The sequence below is a fragment of the Arthrobacter sp. NtRootA1 genome, from assembly GCF_019976975.1.
In the GTDB taxonomy this organism is placed as follows: Bacteria; Actinomycetota; Actinomycetes; order Actinomycetales; family Micrococcaceae; genus Arthrobacter; species Arthrobacter aromaticivorans.
Genome location: NZ_AP024630.1, coordinates 1,087,667 through 1,107,311 on the forward strand (window position 1 = coordinate 1,087,667; position 19,645 = coordinate 1,107,311).

Annotated in this window: 16 protein-coding genes and 2 pseudogenes; 10 read left to right on the forward strand and 8 right to left on the reverse strand. The window is 62.6% G+C overall.

Translation table 11 applies throughout. The annotated features are described in order from the left end of the window. Window positions 1-5: 5 nt before the first annotated feature. Window positions 6-698: pseudogene (locus LDN90_RS05135) on the forward strand (SDR family oxidoreductase); the annotation flags it as partial. Window positions 699-711: 13 nt separating this feature from the next. On the opposite strand, the pseudogene LDN90_RS05140 reads toward LDN90_RS05135, so the two are convergent. Next, window positions 712-2,613: pseudogene (locus LDN90_RS05140) on the reverse strand (TM0106 family RecB-like putative nuclease); the annotation flags it as partial. Window positions 2,614-2,735: 122 nt separating this feature from the next. Between LDN90_RS05140 and LDN90_RS05145 the strand changes: the two are divergent. Then, window positions 2,736-3,191 carry a nucleoside deaminase gene (locus LDN90_RS05145; RefSeq protein WP_223948207.1) on the forward strand — a complete coding sequence of 152 codons (456 nt, stop codon included), beginning with the start codon at window positions 2,736-2,738 and terminating at the stop codon, window positions 3,189-3,191. A gap of 105 nt (window positions 3,192-3,296) precedes the next feature. Here LDN90_RS05145 and LDN90_RS05150 read toward each other — a convergent pair whose 3' ends face one another. After that, the gene (locus LDN90_RS05150) at window positions 3,297-5,585 is read right to left on the reverse strand and encodes a hypothetical protein (protein WP_223948208.1); all 2,289 of its coding nucleotides are present in this window, start codon (window positions 5,583-5,585) and stop codon (window positions 3,297-3,299) included. Window positions 5,586-5,925: 340 nt separating this feature from the next. Here LDN90_RS05150 and LDN90_RS05155 point away from each other — a divergent pair, with 340 nt between their 5' ends. After that, window positions 5,926-6,357 carry a CBS domain-containing protein gene (locus LDN90_RS05155; RefSeq protein ID WP_216926149.1) on the forward strand — a complete coding sequence of 144 codons (432 nt, stop codon included), beginning with the start codon at window positions 5,926-5,928 and terminating at the stop codon, window positions 6,355-6,357. Between the two features lie 46 nt (window positions 6,358-6,403). On the opposite strand, the gene LDN90_RS05160 is transcribed toward LDN90_RS05155, so the two are convergent. Then, the gene (locus tag LDN90_RS05160; RefSeq protein WP_216926150.1) at window positions 6,404-6,700 is read right to left on the reverse strand and encodes a hypothetical protein; all 297 of its coding nucleotides are present in this window, start codon (window positions 6,698-6,700) and stop codon (window positions 6,404-6,406) included. A 90-nt stretch (window positions 6,701-6,790) separates the two neighbouring features. Between LDN90_RS05160 and LDN90_RS05165 the strand changes: the two genes are divergently transcribed. Next, the gene (locus LDN90_RS05165) at window positions 6,791-9,205 is read left to right on the forward strand and encodes a Tex family protein (RefSeq protein WP_223948209.1); all 2,415 of its coding nucleotides are present in this window, start codon (window positions 6,791-6,793) and stop codon (window positions 9,203-9,205) included. A 96-nt stretch (window positions 9,206-9,301) separates the two neighbouring features. On the opposite strand, the gene LDN90_RS05170 is transcribed toward LDN90_RS05165, so the two are convergent. After that, window positions 9,302-9,706, reverse strand: coding sequence for a DUF1622 domain-containing protein (locus tag LDN90_RS05170; protein WP_223948210.1), 405 nt, complete (start codon window positions 9,704-9,706; stop codon window positions 9,302-9,304). A 15-nt stretch (window positions 9,707-9,721) separates the two neighbouring features. Next, entirely contained in the window at window positions 9,722-10,630 is a 909-nt protein-coding gene (locus LDN90_RS05175; RefSeq protein WP_216926153.1) for an MSMEG_6728 family protein, read from the reverse strand. 82 nt (window positions 10,631-10,712) lie between these two features. Between LDN90_RS05175 and LDN90_RS05180 the strand changes: the two genes are divergently transcribed. The 3 genes from LDN90_RS05180 (at window position 10,713) to LDN90_RS05190 (ending at window position 13,221) form a co-directional block, all read left to right on the forward strand. After that, window positions 10,713-11,744, forward strand: a complete 1,032-nt coding sequence (locus tag LDN90_RS05180) for an adenosine deaminase (RefSeq protein WP_223948211.1) — start codon at window positions 10,713-10,715, stop codon at window positions 11,742-11,744. A 155-nt stretch (window positions 11,745-11,899) separates the two neighbouring features. Then, a complete protein-coding gene (locus LDN90_RS05185) occupies window positions 11,900-12,763 on the forward strand; it encodes a glycosidase (protein ID WP_223948212.1) in 864 nt (287 codons plus the stop codon). A 149-nt stretch (window positions 12,764-12,912) separates the two neighbouring features. Next, window positions 12,913-13,221, forward strand: a complete 309-nt coding sequence (locus LDN90_RS05190) for an acylphosphatase (RefSeq protein WP_223948213.1) — start codon at window positions 12,913-12,915, stop codon at window positions 13,219-13,221. 55 nt (window positions 13,222-13,276) lie between these two features. Here LDN90_RS05190 and LDN90_RS05195 read toward each other — a convergent pair whose 3' ends face one another. Together LDN90_RS05195 and LDN90_RS05200 are read right to left on the reverse strand one after the other, a co-directional pair. Further along, window positions 13,277-14,176 (reverse strand): ribokinase, encoded by a 900-nt coding sequence (locus tag LDN90_RS05195; RefSeq protein ID WP_223948214.1) that lies wholly within the window; start codon window positions 14,174-14,176, stop codon window positions 13,277-13,279. 22 nt (window positions 14,177-14,198) lie between these two features. Beyond that, window positions 14,199-14,972: a GntR family transcriptional regulator gene (locus LDN90_RS05200; protein ID WP_223948215.1), complete on the reverse strand. Its 774-nt coding sequence runs from the start codon at window positions 14,970-14,972 to the stop codon at window positions 14,199-14,201. 134 nt (window positions 14,973-15,106) lie between these two features. On the opposite strand from LDN90_RS05200, the gene LDN90_RS05205 reads away from it, so the two are divergent. Both LDN90_RS05205 and LDN90_RS05210 read left to right on the forward strand, forming a co-directional pair. After that, entirely contained in the window at window positions 15,107-16,537 is a 1,431-nt protein-coding gene (locus tag LDN90_RS05205; RefSeq protein ID WP_223948216.1) for an MFS transporter, read from the forward strand. Between the two features lie 80 nt (window positions 16,538-16,617). Next, complete coding sequence (locus LDN90_RS05210; RefSeq protein WP_223948217.1) at window positions 16,618-17,616, forward strand: nucleoside hydrolase; 999 nt, start codon at window positions 16,618-16,620, stop codon at window positions 17,614-17,616. 68 nt (window positions 17,617-17,684) lie between these two features. On the opposite strand, the gene LDN90_RS05215 is transcribed toward LDN90_RS05210, so the two are convergent. Further along, window positions 17,685-18,437 (reverse strand): metalloregulator ArsR/SmtB family transcription factor, encoded by a 753-nt coding sequence (locus LDN90_RS05215; RefSeq protein ID WP_223948218.1) that lies wholly within the window; start codon window positions 18,435-18,437, stop codon window positions 17,685-17,687. A 98-nt stretch (window positions 18,438-18,535) separates the two neighbouring features. On the opposite strand from LDN90_RS05215, the gene LDN90_RS05220 reads away from it, so the two are divergent. Then, complete coding sequence (locus LDN90_RS05220; RefSeq protein ID WP_223948219.1) at window positions 18,536-19,390, forward strand: PfkB family carbohydrate kinase; 855 nt, start codon at window positions 18,536-18,538, stop codon at window positions 19,388-19,390. Window positions 19,391-19,645: the final 255 nt, after the last annotated feature.

Sequence of the window (19,645 nt, forward strand, 5' to 3'; positions counted from 1 at the left end):
AACACATGACTTTCCCCGCTGAACGCACCGCCATCGTCACAGGCGCCGTTTCCGAGCGCGGCATCGGCAGGGCCACGGTGAACTACCTGGCCGCCCAAGGTTGGAACATCGGCATCATCGACCTGGATGACGCGGCCTGCAAGGCTGCGGCCAAGGAAGTTGCTGCAGAATACGGAGTCCAGGCCCGCGGCGTGGGTGCGAACGTCGCCAGCGAAGCCGAAGTCCGGGCAGCGATCGATGAACTGGAAGCCGAGCTGCCGCAGATCGTCGCCTTGGCCAACGTCGCTGGAGTCAGCTCGCCCATCGGCTACCTGGAACTCGAACCCGCCGAGTGGGATCGCGTGCTGAACATCAACCTCAACGGTGTCCATTACGCCACCCGTCGAGTGGTCGAATCCATGGTAAAGAACCGGATCGGCCGCATCGTGAACATCTCCTCGGTCTCTGCCCAGCGCGGTGGCGGAACGTTCTCCAAGACTCCCTACTCGGTTGCCAAAGCCGGTGTCATCGGCCTGACCCGTGCCACAGCCCGGGAACTCGGCGAATACGACATCACCGTCAATGCGATCTCACCCGGGCCCGTCGATACCGACATCATGGGCGGCACGCTGAGCCAGGAACGCAAGGACGAACTGACCAAGGACCTCGTGGTGAACCGCGTGGGCTCAACCAGGGACATCGCAGCCGCGATCGCCTTCCGCGGCCGTCCTCCCACTCGGACACTGGCTTTTCCAAGCGGTCGAAGTGCCCCCACCAATATTGCTTGTCCTCACGCCGGTGATATCCAATGCCCGCGGCCACAATCGCAATCGCCCGGGAATCGGGGGACAGCTTTTCCTCTTCCGGCAGCGCGGCAACGTAGTCCAGCAGGGCGGTTTCTTCCGGTGCAGCCTCATATTTCGTCGGTTCGGCTGCGGCCTGGGAATCATCGGACTCGTCCCCCAAATCTTGCGCATTCCCGGAGTCGTCGCCGGCAGAGCCGCCCGGGACGATGGACCGCTCGGCGGCGCGGGCCAACAACCAGTTGCGGAGCTCCAGCGTCGAGAGGCAGTCGTACTCGTTGTAGTCCCTGATGCTTTCGAGGATGGCCGCAGCCTGGTCAGGGTTATCGGTGTCTCGAGCCGTGCAGTAGTCGGCATAAGCAACCACGGAGGCTCCGGCGTCGGTCACGTCTCCGGAGCGCAGGTGCTGACCCATGTAAAGGGGCTCCAGTTTCTTGATGCTGTACGAATTCTCGGACACGCGGATGCTGTGGCGGACGGTGTCGTAGAGGTCCACCAGCACGCCTTGCTTCAGGAGATCGTCCACGGCGTTTTCACCCGTCACGTGCGTCAGGGAGAGATTGCGGAGGGCAGTTTTCTCGTAAGCCGCGTAGTGGTAGATATGCATGCCGGGGTAGCTGGCACGGCGCTTGGCAACATACTCCAGGAAGTCTACGAATGCCTGGCCTTCTTCAGCTCGTGAATGCGCCCAGAACGGGCGGAAGACCGGTTCGGAGCCAGGCTCCAAGGGGTTTTCGATGACTCCGAAAAGGTACTCAAGGCCCCATTTCCCTGTGACTGGATCCTGCCAAAGGGGATCGCCCTCAAAATCGAAGAAGATGTCCCCGGGGTCCGGCGTAGGGAGCCTGCCGAGGGTGTTGTCCGGCAGGATCTTGTAACTTACTGCTTTGGCTTCCCCGGCTTTGTCCGTGTAGTTCACCGTCCCATCGGGGGCCCCTGTGCCGGTCTGGAGTTGGGCTTGCTCCCGAAGGCGCAGCAGCGTGGGATCACCGACAGCGGGGAGCTCGGCCAGTTGGTCGATCGTGGTGATCCCGGCCTCCACCAGCTTCTTGCGGCGGCTGATCCGCATGCCGGCAACCATGAGGAGGTCACGGTGCAGTTTTACTTGCTCGGCACAGTAATCGCAGCGGCCGCACGCGGAGAAGCGGGAGTCGCCCCATTCTATGGGTCCTGAAGCAGCCCTATGGGCCGTGGTCATTCGGAGGAAGCGTTCCCGGCGTTCCTTGAAGACGGGCAAAATCTCCGCGAGCGGGTGATCGCTGTGCACGCGATTGCCCAGGACCAAGGTGACAGTGGGATCCGGCGTAATACCGGCCTGAAGAAGTTGATCGCCATAGGCAGCCAGCTGCAAAAGCGCAGTGACCTTGGCATGGCGTGCAAGCTTTGTGTCGAAGACGGCGTACTGACCGCCCGGACGCTTGACCAGGAAGTCGGAGCGGCCGTGGAATTGGCCATCGAAGAACGCGGCCTGGAACACGATGTCCGCCCCGGAGCGCAAGGCGTCGATGGATTCCGCATGCTTGGCCAAAAGGGTGGCGCGGTCCATGGCGGGGGCGGGAACGACGTCGTAAACGCCCTGTCCTGTAGACGGATCCCAGGGCCCGAACTCTGCCATGAACTCGTCCAGGACCCTGTGCTCGTGGACATCGCCAAGCTTCGCCGTGCGATCCAACATGGCATCTGCCGGGAATTCGGCTTTGGGGGAGCGGCCCAGTTTTTCGTCGAGTTTCCGGAGGAGCTGGTACTCACAGGTGGCCGCGATGACAAGATCGCTGGCTGAGAACACCAAATCCTGCGGCGCGCCCGCTATCTCCGAATCGAGAAAGAACACCGTGACCTACTCCCTGTTGCCGGATGAACCACTGCGAAGTGGACCATGAAGCCAAGCTATCAGCGGCCCCCGACAATTTAGCGTGCGGGCAATTTGGCGTGCGGGCAACTTAGACTGCCCCCATGACTGAATCAGCCTTCACCATTGCGGACCCAGCGTTCGAGGCCGCGTACCAAGCCGCGCAAAAGAGTCTCAGCGAGGGCGGGATCCCCATTGGCGCCGCTTTGGCCCGCGCTGGGGAGGTCATCGCGAGTGGGCACAACGAACGTGTCCAGCATGGCGATCCGATCGCGCACGGCGAGATGTCCGCGTTGCGCGCTGCGGGCCGGCAAAAGAGTTACCGGGACACGACGCTTTACACCACGCTGGCGCCGTGCGCGATGTGCACGGGAACCATCATCCAGTTCAAGATCCCGCGCGTCGTGGTGGGCGAAGCGGAGACGTTCCCGGGGGAATTCGAGCTCCTGCGTTCGCGTGGCGTTGAAGTAGTGGTCCTCAATGACCCCCGCTGCGTGGACATGATGCGCACCTTCCAGGACGATCACCCTGAACTCTGGGCCGAGGACATCGCGGAATAACTGCAACTGCTTAAAGGAGCGACGGCGGCACGCACGTTTCGAGCGATGGAGCGTGCCGCCGTCGCCGGCTGCGGAGTAGCCACATGCCAAACGGTCATCCGACGACTATTTGGCAGGCTTCCTCGGAGCCGACCGGCGGGAACGGGCCGCCGGAGTTGGTGGGACTGGAGTTGATGGGACCAGCTCCTTGACCTGGGCCAGGACGGTGGGGTTGACGCCTCGGGAGCCAAGATCTTTGGCTAGGGTTTCCACCTCTGACTTGGCGGCCGCGGGGTTGTCGGCCTTGACGTGCAGTTCCGTGCGCAGTTCAACCAGGTTGCGGTAGGCGAGGTTGCTGCTCGCTGCTCCTTCTTGCTGGTACTTGGCCAGGCCCGCATCCGTCAGCGCCAACGCCCGCTCAGGATCGGCGCTGTGGTGCTTCACCATCTTGTCGTCCTTGCGGCGGAAGAAGTCGTCTCCCACGGATTGGGCGACGGCGGTAGCGGCCTTGACGCCCAAAGGCTCACCGCTGAAACGCTCGGCAGCCTCGACCAGGGTATCCAGTCCCTTGCTCAAATGGGGCGACATGGACCCTTCGAACGCCAGCGTCAGGCCTACCTCCCGGGTGAAGAACTCCGGCGCAAACCGGTCTTCTTCCTTGGTGACGGGGAAGCCCACCCGCAACGGCCACGTGTTGGACGCTTGGACCAGCCCGTCCGTGCTGTAAACGGCCCTGACCAAGTACTGGCCCGGCTTGTCGAAGACGAACCCCACCGTTCCATAGGCCAACTGGACGAGCTGGCTGTATCGGTCGCTGCCGTCGCTCCCACCCGAAGGGGCGGCCGGCGAGAGCATCACCATGTCTGGTATCCCGTAGAAGCAAACCACCGATTCGTGGAGCACCACGGTCCCATCGGGTTTTTGGACGTACACGGTGGTGTTGCCGTACCTCGGATCGAGCCGCCCGTCCACCGGGACAGGTGCATCACTGGTGTTCCGCAGCCGGAATTCGAGTGCCACGGGTTCCATGTAATCGAAGTAGTCCTTGCCGGTGAGCGTCAGCTCCACATCGCTGCCGGGCCCTGAGACCGTCATAGCCCCCGGAGGAGATTCCAGATGTCCGCCCGAAGCCCACGGATCACCGCCCATGATCACGGAGGCCCGGTCGCCGTGACGCATGTGGAGCAGCTCGTCGTCGTCGAAACGGAAGCGGAAGTTTGCCCAGAAGGTGTCCGTGCCGTTGCGCTGATCGTATTTCCAGTCGTAGTTCATCCACGAAAGGGAATCAGGCCTGGCTTTGTCCCACGCATGCAGGAAGTTAAAAGCATGTCCTGCCTCGTGGACCCAGGTGTAGAGGAAATGGCGCATGGCCCACGCTTGGTCCTGGGTGGTCGGATTGGAGACGAGATTCGTAAACCACGTGTGGTTGCGGAATATCGCGAAACCCTGGCGATCCGGACCGCGACCTGCGCCGCCAAAGCCCGCAGCGGCGTCGAACATGATGCCACCCACTCCGGCAGTGTCGAAGATGCCGGCCTGCACGCCCCACAAGTTCCATGCTGGCCAGCCGGAGTTGAACTTGCCGAACGAAGTTTCCATGGCATCGTGCAGTTCGCCGACGTTCCAGGAGGCGAAGCCCGCGGCGCTGTCGTCGATCACCGTGTGCACGGGGTCGATGGTGACGGCCACCCCTGCGTCTTTGTACGAGGACTCGATGCTGAGGGTCCGCTCGGAGAGATCGGCCGGGCGGTTGTTGTGGGCGTGGCTGTTGTAGATCGGGACTTTGGGATCGACATCCACGGAACTGCAATAGTCCAGTTCAAGGTTGACGTCCCGGAAGCAGCCCGAACGGTAGGCGCACGCGTAGGGCTGCCCGGCAACGCTGCCTGCCGTGAACGTGGCCACTGCGCCAGTGATGGCCCCGTGGGACCAGGACACAGTGATTTCCACGGTTGTGGCCGGGTGCGTGCCTTTCCAGTAGCGGACCGTTCCAGTGATGTGTGCATCGGCATGGGTCATGGTGACTACCGGCGCGTCCACGATCCAAGACTCCACATAGGTCTTCACGAGTTGGTTGACGCCACCCGCTTTGACCCAGCGGGTGTTGTATAGATCGCCACTGACTTTGTTCAGCACCGGGGATTCCACGCCCTGGCGGGGATCGACGTCCAAGCGGAGGTCCAGCGCGCTGCCGACAGGGCCGCTGCTTGCCTGGTTGCCTTCATAACGGCCGCTGACGGGTGCAGAGCGCCAGCACCTCCACCAATCTTCGGAGGGCCATGTCAAGGTGCTGGGTTGGGGCTCAAAAGCGCGGGACCCAAAAGCGTGGGGCTCAAAAGCGGTCGGGAACGGGGTTTCATTGGGGTGGTGGGGGACAGGGGAGTAGTGGGTACTGGGGACGTTGGGGGTGTCCATGGGAGGATCTTTCTCGCTCTGCAAGCAGTCAACAATGCGTTCGTCCATCACTGGGGAAAGCAGATGGACGGCATGACGGTTCAGGGCGGAGGCGATGCATGTGGGGAGTCCCGAAGGATGTGAGTGGCCGATGCCCAGAAGCCGTGTGTAACCCAAAAAGGAGGATACTCCACCGAATGGATTATATCTAGGGGGCTGACTAAAATTCCGCCCGGCAACCTGCGGGATCGCCTAGTCAGCCGCAGCCGCCGAGCGTAGGCTGGCATCATCGGCGTCGGTGCCGAAAGGACCATCCCGAAGGACCCCGCGTCGATAAAGTCCAATCGATGAAGGAGGACCCATGAGTGTCGTACGTGAATTCATGACAACGAATGCCTGGTGCATTCCTGAAGACCAGACTCTCCAGGACGCCGCCCGCAAGATGAAGGAACTGGACTGCGGTTCACTTCCTATCTGCGGGAATGACGGCAAGCTCTCCGGTTTCATCACCGACCGCGACATCGTGGTCAAGGTCCTGGCCGAAGGCAAGGACGCCCGTGAAGTACGCGCCAGCGAGCTCGCCCAAGGCAAGCCCTACTGGATTGATGCGGACGCCAGCATCGATGAATGTATTCGGATGATGGAGGAGCACCAGGTTCGCCGGCTTCCCGTCATCAGCGACCACAAGTTCGTTGGCATCATCAGCCAAGGTGACATTGCACGCAACTACACCGAGGACCGCGTTGGCGAACTGGTGGAGCACATTTCCGCCAAGGAGCACATGGCACACTAAGTTGCCGATCCGGCACGTACATCCAGCCGCCGCGAAGCGCTCCCCGTCAGAGGAACGCCTCGCGGCCCGTTCCTTCGCGCAGCACGAGCTCGTCGTCCTCTATGGAGACAATCAGGCTCCTGGGTTTACCAGCGAGCTTTTTCGTTGCGCTGAGCTTTCTGCTTCGGACTTCAACTCCCACCGTGGCGCCTTTCGCCGGCAGCTCCACCGTGATTTCGTCGGCCATTCCCAACAGCATCTTGGTGGACACATCCCGTTCGGACACAGCTTCCTTGCCGTTGACGGTCACGCTCACGTCATCGGAAACAAACCCGTCCTGAAGGATGATGAGCAGTTCCTGCATGCTCCAACTACAGCACTAACAGCGCTCCCGGCATAGGCTTTCCGGAACCCGAACCTGAAAACTGTGGGTCATGTGAGGCAAACTGTCAGGGTGACTCAATCTCTCCAACACCAGTCAGCCGATTCTGCCATCCACCACCTCATCGCCAACGAACTCGGCGTCAAGGCCTGGCAGGTCAAGGCCGCGGTGGAACTGCTCGACGCCGGATCCACCGTTCCCTTCATCGCCCGCTACCGTAAGGAAGTCACCGGGACGCTCGATGACACCCAGCTGCGCGATCTTGAGGAACGGCTCCGCTACCTGCGAGAGCTGGAAGAACGGCGCAAGACCGTCCTGGAGGCGATAGCAGCCCAAGGCAAGCTAACCCCGGAACTGGAAGCCGCCGTCGTGGGTGCTGACACCAAGGCGCGGCTGGAGGACATCTACCTCCCCTTCAAATCCAAGCGCCGCACCAAGGCTCAGATTGCCCGCGAAGCCGGATTGGAGCCGCTGGCCGACGTCCTGCTTGCCAACCCACAGCTGGACCCAGAAACCGAAGCCGCCAAGTACCTCAACGCCGAGCACTCCATTGATGACGCATCCGCTGCGCTCGCAGGTGCCCGGGCGATTCTGGTGGAGCGCGTGGCCCAGGACCCCGACCTGGCCGAGGACCTGCGGGAACGGCTCTGGAAGCAGGGGCGGATGGTCTCCCGCGTCAAGAAGGGCATGGAGGCCGAGGGCCAGAAGTTCAAGGACTACTTCGAGTTCACGCAAGTCCCGTCCGGAATGCCGTCGCACCGGGTGCTCGCCCTGTTGCGGGGTGAAAAGGACGGCGTACTTGAGTTGGACCTCGCCGAAGCAGACCCCGCCGACGACGACGCCCTGGCCGCAGCCCGCGGCCGCTACGAGAACGCTGTGGCCAAGTGCCTTGGGGTCGCCAACCACGGCCGTCCTGCCGATCTCTGGCTCACCCAGACTGCCCAGCTCGCCTGGCGCGGTCGCATCCTGGACCGCCTCACTACGGATCTTCGCGGACGGATGTTTGCTGATGCCGAGGATGAGGCTGTCCGCGTCTTCGCCGCCAACCTGCGTGATGTGTTGCTCGCTGCGCCTGCCGGCAACCGCTCCACGCTCGGCCTGGACCCGGGACTCCGTACGGGGGTCAAGGTGGCGGTGGTGGATGGCACGGGCAAGGTGGTTGCCACGGATACCATCTATCCTCACGCGCCGGCAAAGAAATGGGACGAGGCACTGGCCACGCTCGGCCGCCTCGCCAAGCAGTACAACGTGGAGCTCGTGGCAATCGGCAACGGCACCGCGTCCCGGGAAACGGACAAGCTGGCCACCGAACTCATCAAGTCCCTCGAGGCCGCCGGTTCCAAGGGTGTCCAGAAACTCGTTGTTTCCGAGGCCGGGGCTTCCGTGTACTCCGCGTCGGCCTTGGCAGCTTCCGAGCTCCCCGGCATGGACGTTTCACTCCGCGGAGCTGTCTCTATTGCCCGCCGGCTTCAGGATCCGCTGGCCGAACTGGTGAAGATCGAACCCAAGTCGATCGGGGTTGGCCAGTACCAGCACGATGTCACGGCTGCCAAGCTGGACCGCTCACTGGATGCCGTGGTGGAAGACTGCGTGAACGCCGTGGGCGTGGACGTTAACACGGCGTCTCCTGCCCTGCTGAGTCGAGTGGCCGGCGTCGGACCTTTGCTGAGCGAAAACATTGTGGCGTACCGCAATGAGAATGGCCCTTTCGCCAAGCGGAGCGACCTCAAGAAGGTACCCCGCCTGGGAGCGAAGGCGTTCGAGCAGTGTGCAGGCTTCCTACGGATCACTGGGGGAGCGGAGCCGTTGGATGCTTCCAGCGTGCACCCGGAGGCTTACTCCGTTGCGCGCAAGATCCTCGTCGCGGCCGGTGGCGGACCCACCACGTCACTGGATCCGCAGGCATTCGTGGATGGCACGTTCGGCCTGCCGACCGTCAAGGACATCATGACCGAGCTCGAGAAGCCGGGCCGCGACCCCCGTCCTGCGTTCAAGGCGGCATCATTCTCGGAGGGCATCGAAAAGATCTCGGACCTCAAACCGGGCATGATCCTGGAAGGCACCGTCACCAACGTTGCCGCTTTCGGTGCTTTTGTGGACGTCGGAGTGCACCAGGATGGGCTGGTCCATGTGTCTGCGCTGTCCAACAAATTCGTCTCGGATCCCCGCGAGATCGTGAAGTCCGGGCAGGTAGTGCGGGTCAAGGTGCTTGAAGCCGATCCCGAGCGCAAGCGCATCTCCCTGACCCTAAGGCTCGACGACGAACCCGGTACCGGGGGCGGCCGCGGTTCCGGAGGACGTTCCTCGGGCGGAGCAAACCCGGGTGCACGGAATGCTGGAGGCCAGCGTTCGGGTGGGCAGCATGGTCAGCGTGGTGGTGGGCAGCCGGGCCAGGGTGATCGTCGCCAGGGCAAACCCCAGCAGTCTGAAGCTCCCGCCAACACAGCGATGGCCGAAGCACTTCGTCGGGCAGGGCTCGGCAAGTAGCCCTTCACCCGAGCCACAAATCCCGGTCTTGTTCGCTAAACCCCACCTACAAGGTTGCGATCTGCGTACAAGGCCGGGATTTGCTGCGACGGACCCCTACGACGGAACCGACGAGCCGTCCGGAACTGAGCTGCCGGCGTCGTGCTCTTTTTCCTTTTGCCACGGCCAACGGCCAGTGATCTCCAACTCCAGGGAGAAGCTCAGGAACGTCCGGATCAGCACGATGATCGCAAGCACGCCCACGCTTTCAAACGTGGGCGTCACAGCAACTGTGCGGATGATGTCGGCGGCCACCAGGAGCTCAAGGCCCAGGAGGATCGACCGTCCCAGCAATTGCCGGTAGGCGCGGTAAGGCGAAAATGGTGCGAGCCCACTGGCGCGTTTGGGTTGGTACCCGCGCAACGCGAGCGGGATGGAAACCAGCGCCCCAACCACCATGACTGCCACTCCGGCGAAGTCCATGTACCGGCCGACTTCTTCGATGATGTGCTGGAAATCCATGGCCCTCCCTCGCTGCTACTGTGCCGGTGCGGGGATCGGGAAGAAGACCCGAGGGTCCTGCAGCAGGGCCGGGTAATCGAAATCGGAGCGCTTGACCACGTCCGTGACTTCGAAGTTGCGCGCGAACTTGCCATCAACCGTGATAGGCCGTCCCTGGACCAAGCCGACGGCAAAGATCTGGCCGCCGTCGAACGGGACGGCGATTTCGGTCTTGCCGGGAAGTGTGTTGAACGCAGCTTCCTGGGCTTGGCGTTTCCGCGTGGGCTTCTTCTCCAGTTGTTTCACGGGCCGCTTCTTGGGGCCGCCCACCTGGCGCCGGGACTTCTCCTCGGCGTACACGAACTCATACTCATCGGCGTTGGAAACGGCCTTTGCCTTGCCGTGAGGGGGCATGCTTACCGTGGTGAGCTGCTCCGGACGGAGGTCCTCCACGTTGGCCCGCAGGATCCAGAGTCGGTCCTCGTCAGGGTCTTCAGGGTGGAACTCGTGCTTGGGCTCAGGCCATATGTACTCGAGCTTTTCTTCGACGCCGGGGAAGAGCGGTCCGTAGAACTTGGGATCTTTCCCAAGGAGCTTGGAGCGGTGGCTGAGGTGCAGGTCCTCGTAGCCCAGCCACGGCGGCATGACGATCCTGGAGGCGTAGTCCGGATGTGCCGCCTGGGGTGCGAACTCAGCGATGTTGTTGCGGGTGTTGTCCGGGTGGCCTCGCTGGATCCACTCGTCGGCCATTGCCAGACCGTACATGGTGAGGGCGGGGACGTGGCCCATCCACATACGGACGGCGGGGTGCTGCTGCCAACCGTACTCCGGGATGACCAGTGCGCGGAGGACCTGGAGGGCTTCGACGCGCTGTTTGCCGAGCCTTGAGGTGTCGAGCGCCGCGGCGCTCTCACGGAAATCGGCGAAAGGGAGGAAAGTCTGCATCCTTTCAGTTTGGGGGTCCCGCGGCGAAGAACCAAGTTGAGTGCTCCGGGACACGTGCGGATATGGGGCCTAGAGTTGTCGAGTGGAAACTTTTGGCGAGAAAACGACGACGACGGCGCCCCCGGTTGCCGAACTGCACCTGCACATCGAAGGGACTCTCCAGCCAGAGCTGATCTTTGCCCTGGCCGAACGTAACGGCATCGAACTGCCCTACGAAGACATCGAGGAACTGCGGGAGAAGTATGAATTTACGGATCTGCAGTCCTTCCTTGATCTGTACTACGCCAACATGGCCGTCCTGCAGACTGAACAGGACTTCACCGATATGACTCGCGCTTACCTTCAGCGTGCCGCAGCCGGAGGAGTGCGCCACGCGGAGATCATGATGGATCCCCAGGCGCACGTATCCAGGGGTGTCCCGCTTGAGGTGTGCGTCAATGGCGTCGCCAATGCGCTGGCGACATCCGAGGAAGACTTCGGCGTCACTACACTCCTCATAGCTGCGTTCCTCAGGGACATGTCCGAGGAATCAGCACTTGAAGTGTTGGACCAGTTGCTCGCGATGCACGCCCCCATCGTCGGCATTGGGCTGGACTCAGCAGAGGTGGGCAATCCGCCGTCGAAGTTTGAGCGACTGTACCAGCGCGCCGGTGAGGCCGGGCTGCGAAGGATCGCCCACGCGGGTGAGGAAGGGCCGCCCGCCTACATCACCGAGGCCCTGGACGTGCTGCATGTGGAGCGGATCGATCACGGTATCCGCTGCATGGAAGACACGGAGGTGGTGCAGCGGCTCGTCGCCGAGCAGGTGCCCCTGACTGTTTGCCCGCTATCCAACGTTCGTTTGCGTGCGGTGGACAAGCTGGCCGACCACCCACTGCCGGAGATGCTTGCCATCGGTTTGAACGTTTGCGTGAACTCGGATGACCCTGCCTACTTTGGCGGCTACGTAGACGACAACTTCGAGCAGTTGGCCAAGGTCCTGGAATTCTCGGTTCCTGAGCAGGCCACTTTGGCGGCAAACTCGATCCGCTCTTCGTTCGCCAGCGCCGCCCGGAAAGCCGTATTGCTGGACGAAGTGACGGAGTGGGTCAAGGCGTCTGCGCCTGCCCAATAAACCCTGAATTGGTGCTGGAGGCGAGACCCGTCGATCACTTCCGGCCGCGGAAATGTCATACTCGGTCACGACACACGGTGTTTACCAATATCAGTCGCGCGAATTAACAATTCATTGGCAAACTGCAAGGGATTATCCACCGTAGAAGGAGAAGCATGGGCGCGAACACCGCCGAGAACACCAACCTTCGTCTGAAGGCCGTACTGGACATCCTCGCTGAGGGCGTATGGTCTGGAGCCACGCTGAACGCAGGGGAAGTCCTGGCAGAGGCCATCGGACGCGTTCCTTTCAACGATCATGAGGCTGAACTTCTCAGTGGGGGCATTCCCCGCGGCCACAAAACCCTGACGTCGGCATCGGCAAAGCTGGTCAAGGCCGGCTGGCTGGTCAAGGGGCGTTCGGGATGGACCATCCCGGAAGACGGACTGCGGGCGACTGTCGCCTTCCCTGACGTTTCGGCTTTCGCAGAGGCCCTCGACGCCGGAACACCGGTACCAGCCGATGTTCCCGTGCCTACGGCCCCTCCCGCCAAGGCCAAGACGAAGCGTGCGGCAACGTCGAAGAAGGCTGCAGCTCCGAAGGCTGCGACCGCCAAGACTGCGACCACTAAGGCTGCGACCTCTAAGGCTGCAACCAGCAAGGACGCGCCAGCCGCGAAGAAGCCTTCCACTCGCAAGGCTCCTGCGAAGGCAGCGGCGGCTCCGGCCGTCGAGACCCTGCCCCAGCCGGACGCCGTCGCGATTGCGGGCGACTTCAACAAGATCCTGGGAGCTCCGGAAGACTGGGCTCCCCAGTACGACGAAGTCCAGATGGAGTTCAACCCGTTGGTTCAGCTGTGGACGCTGACGGCTGAACTGCCGGCCGGTTTCTATACGTACAAGATCGCGCTGAACCGTTCGTGGGATGAGAACTATGGCGCGTTTGGCGTCCGCGATGGCGCCAACCACGAGTTGAACCACGACGGCGGCACGGTCACCTTTACGTACGACCACGCGACGCACGACATCGTGGTGGGCTGACCTAGTTCCTGCCGCGCTGGTCGCCTGATGCACGCCGGACCCGCCCTTGTTCGCTCCACTCACCCTTGTGCGGTGAGTAGTGCGAACGAGGGCGGGTTTCGTCGGGCTCCCCACTCGGTATCGCAGGTGTGCCGGGCTAGATTGGGTCCATGACTGAGTCGCTGGAAAACCGCTCTGCCGATGACGAGGTACGGATCACTGCCCGCATCACCGGCGTGGTCCAAGGCGTGGGATTCCGCTACTGGACGGCCCGCAAAGCGGATGAGCTAATGCTGAAGGGGACCGTCCGGAATAATCGCGACGGATCCGTGCAATTGGTTGCCGAGGGACCGGTATCCCATGCCGAGGCACTGGTGAGTTGGCTCCATTCGGCGCGGGCACCTGGTCGAATCGAGAATATGGAGTTTGACGTCTCCGATGCGACCGGCGAATTCGACGAGTTCCGGATCGTGGGCTAAACCGGCCTTAGCCAGACTCGAAAGATCAGGCCGCGAAAGGTCAGGCCGCGAAAGGTCAGACCGCCAAAGAGGTGCGCGTCGCCTCAACGTAGTGCTCCAACGACTTCAACGCAGGCTGTGACGAAGCATCCCGGACAGCATCCGCGCCCACGGCGTTGGCCACGGCCAGAGCATGGCTGTTTTCAAGTCCGGAGCGGAGAGCCAAGACAAGGGCGGCGCAGAAAGCATCGCCGGCTCCGATCGTGTTCGCGATATCCGTGACCCGTACCGCGGGGGCTTCGGCCACGCGTTCGCCATGCTCAAAGATCGCCGAGCCCTCGCCCCCATACGTCACGGCAACCAAGGGTGCCGTGCGAAGGGCAGGGATCAGGGCGTACTCGGTCTCGTTCACGATCACAAGGTCGCAGCGTTCCAGGAGCTCCGGAACGATGGGCGCAGCAGGCGCTGCGTTGAGGGCAAAATAGCCTTTGGTTCGGCGGGCGGCTTCCAGCACCACGTCCTGGTCAACTTCGAGTTGGCACAGGACGGCTTCTTCCTCCGCGAAGGAGACGCCTTCCACGGACACCTGCCCATTGGCGCCCGGGCACACAACAATCTGGTTCTCGCCTTCAATGTCCACCAGAACCAGGGCTGTCCCCGTCGCGGCATCCACTTGCGCGATGTCCTGGACGTCGACGCCGGCACTTGCCATTGCTTCGAGGAGGCTCCGGCCTGCTTCGTCCCGCCCTACTGCCCCCACCATGCGGGAAGCGCCAGCGAGCCGGGCTGCAGCCACGGCTTGGTTGGCGCCCTTGCCGCCGGGCTGCTGACGGAGGACGGCGCCGCCCACGGTTTCGCCCGGCGTCGGGAGGCGGCTGGCGGTAGCCGTGATGTCGAGGTTGATGCTGCCCACAACGGTGAGCGCGGTGTTTGCGGGAGCCAAAATGGGCGCGGAAGACTGAGGCGAGGAGCTCATGGAGGGACCTTTTCGGGAGGATTCAGGAGGACTGGATGACGGAGAGGTGGCCGGCCTTGGCGGCCACAAGGCACTTGGCCAGGTAGAACGGGGAACCCTTGCGGCGGACGTATTGAGTGAGGACCAGAACCGGCTCAGACGGCCGAAGATCCAGCAATTTGGCGCGGCTGGGACCTGCGGTACTCAGGCTGATTTCGCATTCGCCAGGGCCAAGCGACGCCCCCGGAAAGCCGCTGAGGACTTCCAAAAGGGTGGAAGCCGAAAGGGTGGGACCTTCCGCTGCTTCTGAGAGTGCCTCGGCTTCGGGGATGCTTTCTGCCACGTTTTCCTGCAGGTGTGCCACGGGGTCGCCATTGCGGATCAGCACGCTTTCCCAGAACCAGACGTCCTGGCCCGGTTCCACGCCGAGTCCGGGGGCAACAAATTCGGAGGCCGGCTGTTTGATCGCAGCAACGCGCTTGACCTGGATGTCCTGGTCCGGCCCGCCAAGGAGTTGATCGAACGGGCGGATGTGTTCGATGCCGATCCGTGGCAGCGAATCAGCCACGAATCGTCCGACTCCCCGCCGTGCCCTGGTGAGTCCGTCTTCCTCCAGCAACATCAGCGCTTCCCGGATCACGGTGCGGCTGACGTCCATCATGACGCCCAGCTCGGTCTCGGTGGGGAGTAGCGAGCCGGGAGGGAGGAGCTTGGTCCTGATTGCCTCGGCGATGCGTGAGTATGCCGCAACGCGCAAGGGCTGGCCGGGTTGGGGCGCAATGGGTCGGGACAGGAACTGGACGGCATTGTCGGTCAAGGGTGCCTCGCTTGGGTTTGGTTACGGACACTGTACCGGAAAAATGTGATAGGTTGCACAAGCTCGTAATACATGCTTGTATAACAACTCACATCTCGTGGCGCCGCCTGCGCCCTCGGACAAAGGAGTTTGATGTGAATATCCCCAACACAGCGGTAGAGGCGCAGCCTTCCGAAGCCGTAGAAGCGACGTCGGAGACCCGCCCCGGCGGTCGTGCGGCAGTCCTGCTGATCACCACGTTGGTTCTGGCCGTATTGTCGTTCCAACTCAACGCCAGCATGATCACCCCGGCACTCCCGCACATTGGTTCCTTCTTTGGCGAGACGCCCGAGGCTGTGGCCCAGGTGCAGTCCATGTTCTTCCTTGCGGGAGCCATCTCCGGACCGGTGATTGGACGCTGGAGCGACTTTATCGGCCGCCGCACCGCACTGCTCCTGGTCCTGGCCATCATGGGCGCTGGCACGGTGTTGTGCATCTTCGCTCCGAGCCTGCCACTGCTGGTCGCGGGCCGTTTCATGCAGGGTGTCTCGAGCGCCATCTTCGCGCTCTCCTACATCGTCCTTAACGAATACTTGCCTGCCCGACTCTTCGGCACGTCCATCGGCATCATCGCCGCCATTAACGGCGGTGTGGGCGGGGTAGATGGCTACTTTGGTGGGCTCATGGCTGAAACTCTCGGCTTCCAGTCGATCTTTGTTGCCGTCCTCGCCCTGGCCGCGATCGCCGTCGTCTGCGTCATCAAAGTGGTCCCGGGCGGAAAGTCCGCTGTCACTCCGGGCCGGATGGACTGGTGGGGCGCAGGTTCGCTGTCCGTGTTCCTGGTCTTCATCACCTACTTCGTCTCAACGGGTTCCTCTGCCGGCTGGGTCTCACCTGCCGCGCTTGGCCTGCTCGCCGGTAGCATCGTTTCCTTTACCGCGTTCTGGCTCATCGAGAAGAAGCGCTCCACGCCTCTGGTGGCAGTCCACCACCTCCGTTCGCGCCAGGTATGGCCGGTCATCGTCACCACTGTGCTGACGCTCGCGGGAATCTTCGCCATCATCAACTTCACCGTGGTGCTGATCAGCCAGGACAAGGAAAATGGCTTCGGCTTGCCGGCCTCGGTGGCAGCATTACTGTTCCTGACTCCGGCAGCCCTGATCGGCGTGTTCGCGGCCCCGCTAGCCGGCTGGATTGCCGACCGCCGTGGCTGGATCAAGACCGTGCGCGTCGGCACGGCCACGAGCCTGGCCTGCGCCATTGCTGCAGCGCTGTTCGCCGACAACCAAGTGGCGGTCCTCATCGCGATCGCAGCCTTGGGCATCTTCTACAACGGCTTCTTTCTCACTGCGATCAACGGGCTCTCGGTCCTGCTCTCGCCCAAGGAAGCACCTGCCGCGCTGCCGGGAATCAACGGCGCCTCCTTCGGCATCGGGGCGAGCCTCGGCGTCGTGGTTGTTGCACCGTTCGCCGGTCAGGGCACCGCGGCCGGGTACTCGACGGCGCTCTGGATTTCGGTGTCCATCACCGTCCTCGCCTTCCTCGTCAGCCTGTTCATCACAGCCCCCAAGGGCGAAAAGATCTAACGCCCGACGCCGGTACGCAGCACCGCGCGTCCGCCCCGATCCTCTTCACAACACTCCGCTACATCCTGAAACGAGAGACCATGATCCAGCCCCCCGCCGCCCCCTTCTACCTCGACTGCGATACGGGAATCGACGACGCCCTCGCCCTCGCCTACCTGCTGGCAACCCCGAGAGCGGAACTCGTGGGAATCGGCACCGTGAGCGGCAATATCAGCGCCGCCGGAGGTGCCCGGAACACCCTGGACTTGCTTAAATTGGCCGGGCATCCGGACATCCCCGTGGCGATCGGTGCACATGATCCGCAGGTCGGTAGCTTCCACGGTGGGGCGCCGCATGTCCATGGCGATAACGGAATCGGCGGGGTGGAGCTTGCTCCGTCGGATCGTGAGCCCGTTGAGGCAACGGCTGCTGAACTGCTGGTGCAGCTGGCACACAAGCATGCTGGGGCGCTTCGTGTTGTGGCGATCGGGCCGCTGACGAATATCGCCGAAGCCCTTCGGCTGGAGCCCAGGCTGCCGGAGCTCATCGCGGAAATCACCATCATGGGTGGCGCAGCCCTGGCGCCGGGAAACATCACGCCCGTGGCAGAAGCCAACATCGCCAACGACCCCGAGGCTGCGGCGGAAGTACTCGCCGCCGAGTGGAACGTGACACTGGTGCCGCTGGACGTCACGATGACCAACGTCCTGGAGGAAACCCACCGCCAAGAGTTGCTGGCATCCGAGCACCCCGTTTCGCAAGCGCTCGGCAGCATGCTCGGCTACTACTTCGGCTTCTATGTGGACATCTTCGGGCGCGCTTGTTCGGCGATGCACGATCCCCTGGCTGCAGCCATCGCCGTCAGGGGAGTGGAGTTGACGGTAGCGCCCACAGTGCGGGTGGAGGTAGACACAACAAACGGTCCCAGCCGCGGTCAGACGGTGTGCGACCTCCGTGGACAGTACCTCGGCTTCCCGGACCAGCGCGGTGCGCGGTGCCGCGTGGTGCTGGAAATCGGCGAAGACTTCGCGCCGCACCTGCTGGGCACCATGCAGGCGGCCTGGCTCTCGGAAGAGGAGCTCACCGCTCCCGTCGCCTAACTGGCGGGAGGCAATACATAGCGACGACGACGGCGGGAAGCTCCCGCCGTCGTCGTGGTTTAACGTGCCTAGGCGTACATGAGCGAGCCAGGCGTTGTCAGTGTTTCGCCTGTTTCGAGCCACGTCTTAAGCCCGGAGAGGATCATGGGCCAGCCGCCGTACAGCTGTTCGTTGGCGCCGTCGCGGAGCTGATCGTGCGTCACGGTGAGGTGGCACGAATCGCCCACGGGTTCGATTTCCCAGGTGATCCGCGACGTTCCTTCCGCTTTGACGTCCTCGCCCCACAACGCTTGCATCGTCTGGACCAGCCGCCGCGGGGGATCGACCTCGATGTTCTCGCCTTCGCCCAGGGGCTCGTCTGCTTTGACGTTCCGCATTTCAAACCGGCCGCCGGGAGTCCAGTCCGCCGTGAACGTGTTACCGAACTGGTACTTGCTCCGGATTTCGCTGTTGGTGATGGCTTCCCAGAGCCGTTCCGGGGTGGTTTTGATGTAAATCTCGAAGATCTTTTCCATGGGACTTTCCAATCTGGATTTGAGGTCGCTGAGTGCAGCGGCCCATGGTTCTGCGTATTTGCTCACCCAGCGGTCATGGATGAGCCGGATGGGGACGGGGTTCAGGAAATGCAGCTTTTCACGTCCTCGGCGGCGCGTGACCACCAGTCCGGCATCCTCCAACAGTTTGAGGTGCTTGGCGATGCCGAAGCGGGTCATCTCGAACCGGGCTCCGAGTGCGGTGAGGGTTTGCCCATCCTCGCGAAACAGCTCATCGAGCAACTCCCGCCGGGTGGGGTCTGCCAGTGCCTTGAACACGGCGTCCATGGGTTCAGAATAGGTGACCATTTGGTCACGTGTCAACGGTTTTGGAATTGCCGTCTTGTTTCCGCTGAGGGGGCATTTGACCGTGCTTGGATAGTCGCATGCCTGCTACTCCGAGCGTTGCCGTCTGCGGCCCGGCCTCGTGGAACCAGCTCATCCTCCTGGACCACCTCCCCGAGCCCGTCCCGCACATGCAGTTCGCGCGACGCGCTTGGGAGACAGTCGGCGGAACGTCGGCGGGGAAAGCGGTGCACCTTGCCGCTCTGGGCATCGGTGTGCGTTTGTGCTCGCCACTTGGAGCGGACGACGACGGTGGGCAGATCCTGCGCGCACTGACCAACGCCGGCGTCACCGTAGAAAAGATTTCCTCCGACCGAACTGAGCGCCACGTCAACCTCATGACCGACGACGGCAGCCGCGTATCGCTCTACGTCTCCGTGCCGTCCGCCCCGGCCGAGGAGGATCTCGCGACGGCGGCGGCCGTGGTGGCTGCAGCTGATCTTGCCGTTATCGACCTGAGTGAGTTTGGCGTCATGCTGCTCGAGCGCGAAGAGATCCACGAGACGCCTGTATGGGTGGACCTTCATGACTACGACGGATCCTCGGCATTCCATGAACCCTTTCTGCGTGCGGCCGCTGTGGTGTTCATGAATGACGACAGGACAGACGATCCGTGGGCGCTCATGCATTCCTGCCTTGCACGGGGGCCTCGCCTGGCTGTCTGCACACTCGGGGCGGAAGGTGCGGTCGCCTTGGAAGCGGACGGCACCCAGCATGAGGTCCCAGCCGTTCCCGCCGACGTGGTGGATACCAACGGGGCAGGCGATGCCTTCATGGCCGGCTTCCTTGCTGCGACCCTGCGGGGCGCACCAGTTTTTGATGCCCTCGAAGCGGCGGCAGTTCAAGCCCGCGTCGCGATTGAGAGTGAGCATCTGCACCCTGCGCTGGGGCGTTGAGTACTGAGTAGAGCTGGTCAAGTCCGATAGTTTCTTACTTTCATCGGAAACAAAACTAGCTATGGCCTTCTATTTGCGCGGCATTACGGCTTCATGGAGGTTTGAAAGTCCGAGATTCCCTAATTTTTGGCTGCAACAACAGCCTATAAGTTACTCTCCAGTTTCGGGTAGTGGGCTGTTGTTATTGCGTAAAGTTTACGATACTTTCTCTCTGTGATCTGTGTCGCACTGTGGTTTCCAGGCGACCAATGCCTA

Excerpts from the sequence above, each read along its gene's own strand:
- LDN90_RS05145 (WP_223948207.1), top strand. The coding sequence starts at position 2,736 with ATGACTGAATCAGCCTTCACCATTGCGGACCCAGCGTTCGAGGCCGCG.
- LDN90_RS05150 (WP_223948208.1), bottom strand. The coding sequence starts at position 5,585 with ATGGACACCCCCAACGTCCCCAGTACCCACTACTCCCCTGTCCCCCAC.
- LDN90_RS05155 (WP_216926149.1), top strand. The coding sequence starts at position 5,926 with ATGAGTGTCGTACGTGAATTCATGACAACGAATGCCTGGTGCATTCCT.
- LDN90_RS05160 (WP_216926150.1), bottom strand. The coding sequence starts at position 6,700 with ATGCAGGAACTGCTCATCATCCTTCAGGACGGGTTTGTTTCCGATGAC.
- LDN90_RS05170 (WP_223948210.1), bottom strand. The coding sequence starts at position 9,706 with ATGGATTTCCAGCACATCATCGAAGAAGTCGGCCGGTACATGGACTTC.
- LDN90_RS05175 (WP_216926153.1), bottom strand. The coding sequence starts at position 10,630 with ATGCAGACTTTCCTCCCTTTCGCCGATTTCCGTGAGAGCGCCGCGGCG.
- LDN90_RS05185 (WP_223948212.1), top strand. The coding sequence starts at position 11,900 with ATGGGCGCGAACACCGCCGAGAACACCAACCTTCGTCTGAAGGCCGTA.
- LDN90_RS05190 (WP_223948213.1), top strand. The coding sequence starts at position 12,913 with ATGACTGAGTCGCTGGAAAACCGCTCTGCCGATGACGAGGTACGGATC.
- LDN90_RS05195 (WP_223948214.1), bottom strand. The coding sequence starts at position 14,176 with ATGAGCTCCTCGCCTCAGTCTTCCGCGCCCATTTTGGCTCCCGCAAAC.
- LDN90_RS05210 (WP_223948217.1), top strand. The coding sequence starts at position 16,618 with ATGATCCAGCCCCCCGCCGCCCCCTTCTACCTCGACTGCGATACGGGA.
- LDN90_RS05215 (WP_223948218.1), bottom strand. The coding sequence starts at position 18,437 with ATGGACGCCGTGTTCAAGGCACTGGCAGACCCCACCCGGCGGGAGTTG.
- LDN90_RS05220 (WP_223948219.1), top strand. The coding sequence starts at position 18,536 with ATGCCTGCTACTCCGAGCGTTGCCGTCTGCGGCCCGGCCTCGTGGAAC.